The following is a 5,446-nucleotide window of genomic DNA, read 5'->3' as shown; positions in this document are numbered from 1 at the left end:
CCCCCAGCTTACTCAGTATTTCAGCTTTTGTGGCGCGATGGCCGCGCATTAAAAGAGCATTCAGCAGGTATCCAGTGAACACATCTGTACTCGGCATACGCTCAAGCAACTCAACATACTGCTCATCCGTCAAATCATGGATCTCACAATATTTTTCCACCGCCTTTTCGTAGGCTTCTGCGTAGCCATGAGTGGAAATCCTGAAAGCAATATCCCCATTGCCGTAGCCTGGCTTTGTGACGAGAAAACAAGGCGCGAAGTAGGTTCTCTTCACCCCCATCCGGCTCCGGTTCTCGATGCTGATATAAGCCCTCAGCCCCTCAGCAATGATGTTTGGCCCGGAGTTGCGTCGCCGCTTACAAGTCTTATTCTGACGCTTCACCTCTTCTGCCTCAGCTTCCCACTTTCGGTCCAAGCTGTAGGCCAGCCGGTGAGCTGTTTCGTAGGAATACTCTCTCAAGGAGAAGTATTCTTGCCGGTAATCATCCGCCACCCCAACTGTTCGTGCGACACGGAACCCGACGAAACCGGCGTCATGGGTTCCCTCGCCGTAGTAAATGACTGCCATTATCTACCTTCCTTACTTCTGATACCGTGCTGCACCACGGTATGGCGACCGCAATTCACATTCAGGTGATCCCGAACTGCGGCCATGACCGCTGAATGCAATCTGTAATCCACACTCTGCCCAAGCGTTTCTGTCGCTTGTTCTTTTGCCATCCACGAAACATCAAAGCTATCAGGTATCGACATCAACTCCTGAACCAGATCGACCGATGGCTTGTAAATGCGTCCACCGTCTTGGATGTACACTGCATCCTTTACCCCACGATCCTGAGACTTGAGGATGGTCGGGCAACTGGTGCTTTCTCTCGTCAAGAACGCAGGCATCCTGCGAGAAGTTGACTCTCTGGCCTGAATTGACTTCAACGCTGTGACGTCAGCACAATCCCCGAGGTGCTTCTCGATCACCGGCCACAATCGTCCACCAGCTCTCTGCTCAGGTTTCGGTGGAACGAACCCAGGGAAGACCGACGCCACCATGTAATAGCGTTCTCGCCCCTGGTAAGCGCCGAAATCCAGACCGTTCAAGACCATCTCAGTGAGGAAGTACCCCATCCGCCGCAGTGTCGTTCCCATCATCGCCCCGGCTCCGGATGCTTTGAAGTTCGGGACGTTTTCCACCAGCACGACGGCAGGGTTCACGACCTCGATCTGTTTTAGTGCCGGGTAAACCATGTCGAGCATGGTGGAGAGATCTTCAAGAGAACGCTCTTTGTCCCTTGGACTTTTGGCGTTTGAGTGGTCATCACACCCCAACGAGTAATGGGCCAAACCAATTGGTGGGCACTCCGCCAGCAAGGCTCCAAGGCGATCCAGCTCCAGGTGATGAATGTCTTCATTAAGCAGGATACGCGGGGAGCTGTTCACCAGCGTATTGAGCGCATGTACTTCACTCAGGTTCCGCCCGGATGCTCTGTCTCTGGCTTCAACTGGACGATGCTCCAAACAATCTCAGCCTTCCAGCCAAGCGCTTCCATAACATGAATGTCTACCCCGCCAGTCAATGCCACAAAGGCACGGAAAGGGCTGGTTTTTCTGAACCGATCAGCAATGGCAAAGGCTCTGTTTGCGACAGGAGTGAAGACTACTCGGCCTTTTCGCATTTCGACGTGGAAACGCTCTGTATAGCGAGGGAAGCACTTATCTATGAGCCCTTGTCCAGAAAACTCAATAACGGTTTCCAGCGGGTTGTTGGAGCGACTCTTTGGTTGATACCGGCGCTGATAAACCTGGTGTGTCTGTAGTTCATCGGTCGCTGGGATCACCGAAAAACCGCCCATCCCCTCCCCTGGCTCAACGGCGATGCCCATACCTGGCTTGAACCCCATAACATCCAAAAAGTTGGACGAAACCCTAACCTTGCGTTTATCGCCTACTCGATTGAACGCAAGTTGTTTGGTTACTACGGAGGGGGAGACGATCGGAAGCACTTTACATATCTCCCTTTTCTTTCCAATATGCTCTGACGCATTCTCTCCAGTGGGCATTAACCTCCGGTACAAGCTCAAAGAAATAAAGGGGGCAGTCATAGAATGCAGGCCCTTCACCTTCACTGATAGACTTAGTGGCAGAAATGAGGAAATTAATAGTCCGACACCCATTTGACTCAATAATTGCCCAATAACAGTCCAACAAAGACTCTCCCACGTTTATATTTCCGTCATTGGATCTGTATCCCTTAGGATGAATCACAATGGGTTTTCCCCATTCGCATTCACACCACCGGTATAGCTCTATCAGATCAAATGATTCTGAATCACTTTCCAACGAATCAAGTGCAACGCATATTTCGTCTTCCACATCAGACAAAGCGGCTTTCATTTCTGATACGTTCATCAGGCTCCAATTTAAAACTCTATCCTTTATTTCGAGTAAAAGGTCTTTCATGTTTACTCCACCATCCATTCTTCACTAAGCAAGAACGCCCAGCGCTCTTCTGCTTTTTCTGGGTTGTCTTTGGCCTGTTTGATCATGATCTCGGCGGCGTTAAAGCCTACCTCTCCACTGAACCGGCCCCATGAATGGCTATGCCACTCGCGCATCACACTTCGGCCAAGCGATGCAAGTTCTGGACTTACACCCTCATGGAGGGCATAGAGCTCCCAAGCATCCCACCCGTATCGTAATAGGTTGTGCCCTGGGGCGTTAAAGGCCTGAGCAGCCTTGAACCGCTCTCCAGGCTCCTTCCCTCTAACATCCACGCCCTGGAGCACCAACCCCATTACCACCTCAATGACCGGCTCGCGTTGCTTCTTTGCCAGCTCGATGGCAGCCACCAGCATTGCTTTGGCGTCAGCAAATTTCCCATGCCCTTGGCACATACCGCAGGTTTCTTTGGAAGGGGAAAAGTCATAAACACCGGAACCAGCACAGAGGCGGCATGTCAGGTCAATCATGGGCTCTTCTCTCCTCATACTCTTCGATGCGCTCTTTCAGACGCTGAACCACTGGTGCGAGCTCAGGGATAGCTTCCGCTTCCTCAAGCGTGTATCGCTTGTCTTCCTGGTAATCGACTATTTGAGGAGGTCTTGGCTGTTTAGGGAACTCAGCAAAGTCATTCAGCGACATCGAGGTAGGAAGTCCTCCTTCAATCTCACCTTTTTCGTTGAGTGACTGGGTGACGATAAGCTGTGTTCCGCCCACCTCGGTATCAAAGCGGTCATCAAAGCGCTCACCGATAGTCCAGCCGCCACGGCCAAGAACACAGGTCGTACTCATACGTAGGCGATTGAATGCTTTAGCGTCATCCCAGTTCAAAGGATTTTCATCCATGAGGAAAAAAGGCGCTTCGTCCCGAACGAACACCTTGGACTTGGCATTATCGAAGATCGGCCCAAACACCCCCTGCTGGAGGTATGGTTCGACTTTCTCTGCAAGATCCTGGTGCCCTTGAGAACGCAGCGCCTCATAGAGCTGGGTGATTGTTTGTTTGCCGGTGTCCGGAAGGCAGGACAATACTGTCTGCTTTTCCTCGTCACTCAGGCTTACCATTCTGGACAAAAAGCTGACTACCAGCTCGTTGTGCCCATCGACCGTTTCAATGTTGAGCTTGTTCTCGTCCATCTTCTTCCTCAGTAATCGGTTCGATAAATTCAATGGAGTCCATGCTTACATGACTGATAATGGCTTTCAGGCCGCAGCAGTCGCATGGTTCAAAGGTCAGCTCTGATCCCTTGGGAGACTGATGCGTGACCGTTGCCACAGCCCCTAGAGGGATCAACCCCCAGCCGTTTTTTAGTACCCGAGTAGTTCTGACCAGCCGACCTTTGTACTCTCGTTTCAGTTTCGGATGCGGCACTACCGCATATCGCTTACTCATTTCGGTCCCCTTGTACCAAAGGCTCGATAACCAGCTCTTGAGCTTCGTCCCAGTCGGACACCTTTGCATCACCAAACGCAAAGGCAATTCGCATAGCCACTGTCGGCCTGCCTATTTTCATCAAGTAAGCCGCAGCACCGGCACACATCGACTCTTGTCCCGAAGGTGCATAGTTACCCTCTTCATCCCATTCACCACCTGACTTTGAATGCACGGTCTTGTGGCAATGAAACGTCGTCATGTCGTTTTCAACGATGTCGTTGATGATGCCTTCTAATCGCCCAGGGGCCAGCTCGATAGCGCCCTCCTTCCGGAATGGACAGTTGGCGCAAGGTTTCTTCAAACGGAGATGATTTGCTTGCTTTGGCATACATATCACTTTTACAGCATCATTTTATGATTCTATGATATAGCCATATTCCGTGTAGTCAATATCTCACTAACAATTACTTTCTATCGGACGCTTACGCGCCCATTTTGGGCAGGTGGACAAGTTATTTGGGCGTTTGGAGTGTGCGAGGTGGACAGCGGGGAGACTTTCACATGTGAAAGTTTTGTTTCTCGGTATCGTTTTATTGCCTCTTGATATTATTTTATGATGCTGTAATAATCATAAATAAGGGCCGCATCGCTCTTCGACCTTCGTTGCAGCCCTTACAACACAATCAAGCAATTAAGGAGCTTTGTTATGCTGCAAGGCAATACTAACACGAATAAGCGCATCCCGCTCGCGGCGTTCATGAAATGGCCGCTGGCGAAACGTCAGGACTTCATCGACCGGGAAATGTCCGGTTGCCCCGACTTTATCAAGACGTCTTTGCTTCGGCATTAAGGCGATCAGGCAGGAAAGCAAAGAACCTCGCTTCGGCGGGGTTCTTCGTTTCTACCTCTTGAATGTTTCGTCAGAACAAACTGGAGCGCTTATGTCACCAGAAACACAGCAACTTACATCCAAGGCTTTATCTCTCATCGAGCAGTCCCGATACAGAATGGGCACATCTCGGTTTGTTGAGGCCTTTATTGACCAGTGGGCATACTTGCAGACTGGCCTATACCCAGCCAAGGAGGAGATCCCGGAAGAACTTCAGCCGGTCGCCTTCGAGCTCTCTCACGTCCTGTCTGCCGCCATTAAGCGCGACCCCACCAGCGATGTTTTGGGTTACGTCCTAAGCATGTCTGGCTTCCACAAGAAGGGCACCAATTACTTCCCCACTCCTCCAGAGATTGGCCGCTTGATGTCACTCATTGTTGGCTCACAGTCTTCGGCAGACTTTTATGAGCCCTGCTGTGGTTCTGGCATCAACGCCATTCACTGGATGGAAAACCTGATCGAGAACCACGGTCCCGAAGCATTGAGAGAAGCCTCAATCTACCTGGAAGACATCGATCCGTTGATGGTAAAGTGCTGCATGATCCAGCTATTCCATTATTTCGAGTCCCGCAATACCACTCCCAAAACGCTGAGTATCGTCGGCATAGACACCCTTAGCAGACGAACCAAGAACATCGCCTACTACGCCGAAAAACCTCCAGCAACCGCCGCTACCGTGGCAGCATAAAAAA

The 5,446-nt window shown here is 50.9% G+C and carries 10 protein-coding genes; 2 read left to right on the top strand and 8 right to left on the bottom strand.

All coding sequences use genetic code 11. The features are described 5' to 3' along the window. The 8 genes from BHE89_RS08850 to BHE89_RS08820 form a co-directional block, all read right to left on the bottom strand. The coding region (locus tag BHE89_RS08850; protein ID WP_128860409.1) for a hypothetical protein at positions 1–568 on the bottom strand (568 nt) is incomplete at its 3' end. Beyond that, entirely contained in the window at positions 568–1,509 is a 942-nt protein-coding gene (locus tag BHE89_RS08845) for a DNA cytosine methyltransferase (RefSeq protein ID WP_021293623.1), read from the bottom strand. The genes BHE89_RS08845 and BHE89_RS08850, both read right to left, overlap by 1 nt. Then, positions 1,458–1,994 (bottom strand): hypothetical protein, encoded by a 537-nt coding sequence (locus tag BHE89_RS25400; protein WP_286146014.1) that lies wholly within the window; start codon positions 1,992–1,994, stop codon positions 1,458–1,460. The genes BHE89_RS08845 and BHE89_RS25400 overlap by 52 nt, the downstream gene beginning before the upstream one ends. A gap of 1 nt (position 1,995) precedes the next feature. Next, complete coding sequence (locus tag BHE89_RS08840) at positions 1,996–2,451, bottom strand: hypothetical protein (RefSeq protein WP_069370005.1); 456 nt, start codon at positions 2,449–2,451, stop codon at positions 1,996–1,998. A gap of 2 nt (positions 2,452–2,453) precedes the next feature. Then, a complete protein-coding gene (locus BHE89_RS08835; RefSeq protein WP_000566442.1) occupies positions 2,454–2,960 on the bottom strand; it encodes a hypothetical protein in 507 nt (168 codons plus the stop codon). Continuing rightward, entirely contained in the window at positions 2,953–3,627 is a 675-nt protein-coding gene (locus BHE89_RS08830) for a hypothetical protein (RefSeq protein ID WP_000344149.1), read from the bottom strand. Before BHE89_RS08830 ends, BHE89_RS08835 begins: the two co-directional genes overlap by 8 nt. Then, on the bottom strand, positions 3,602–3,883 hold the full coding sequence (locus BHE89_RS24295; RefSeq protein ID WP_000044823.1) for a hypothetical protein: 282 nt from the start codon (positions 3,881–3,883) through the stop codon (positions 3,602–3,604). The genes BHE89_RS08830 and BHE89_RS24295 overlap by 26 nt, the downstream gene beginning before the upstream one ends. Beyond that, positions 3,876–4,253, bottom strand: a complete 378-nt coding sequence (locus BHE89_RS08820; RefSeq protein WP_001125903.1) for a hypothetical protein — start codon at positions 4,251–4,253, stop codon at positions 3,876–3,878. Before BHE89_RS08820 ends, BHE89_RS24295 begins: the two co-directional genes overlap by 8 nt. 318 nt (positions 4,254–4,571) lie before the next feature. Between BHE89_RS08820 and BHE89_RS23735 the strand changes: the two genes are divergently transcribed. After that, on the top strand, positions 4,572–4,715 hold the full coding sequence (locus tag BHE89_RS23735; protein ID WP_000939033.1) for a hypothetical protein: 144 nt from the start codon (positions 4,572–4,574) through the stop codon (positions 4,713–4,715). A 91-nt stretch (positions 4,716–4,806) separates the two neighbouring features. Beyond that, positions 4,807–5,442: an N-6 DNA methylase gene (locus tag BHE89_RS08815; RefSeq protein WP_000074431.1), complete on the top strand. Its 636-nt coding sequence runs from the start codon at positions 4,807–4,809 to the stop codon at positions 5,440–5,442. The last annotated feature ends 4 nt before the right edge of the window (positions 5,443–5,446 follow it).

This window comes from Shigella sp. FC1967, from assembly GCF_001743005.1.
Lineage (GTDB): Bacteria > Pseudomonadota > Gammaproteobacteria > Enterobacterales > Enterobacteriaceae > Proteus.
This window is presented reverse-complemented; position numbering and strand designations above follow the sequence as displayed.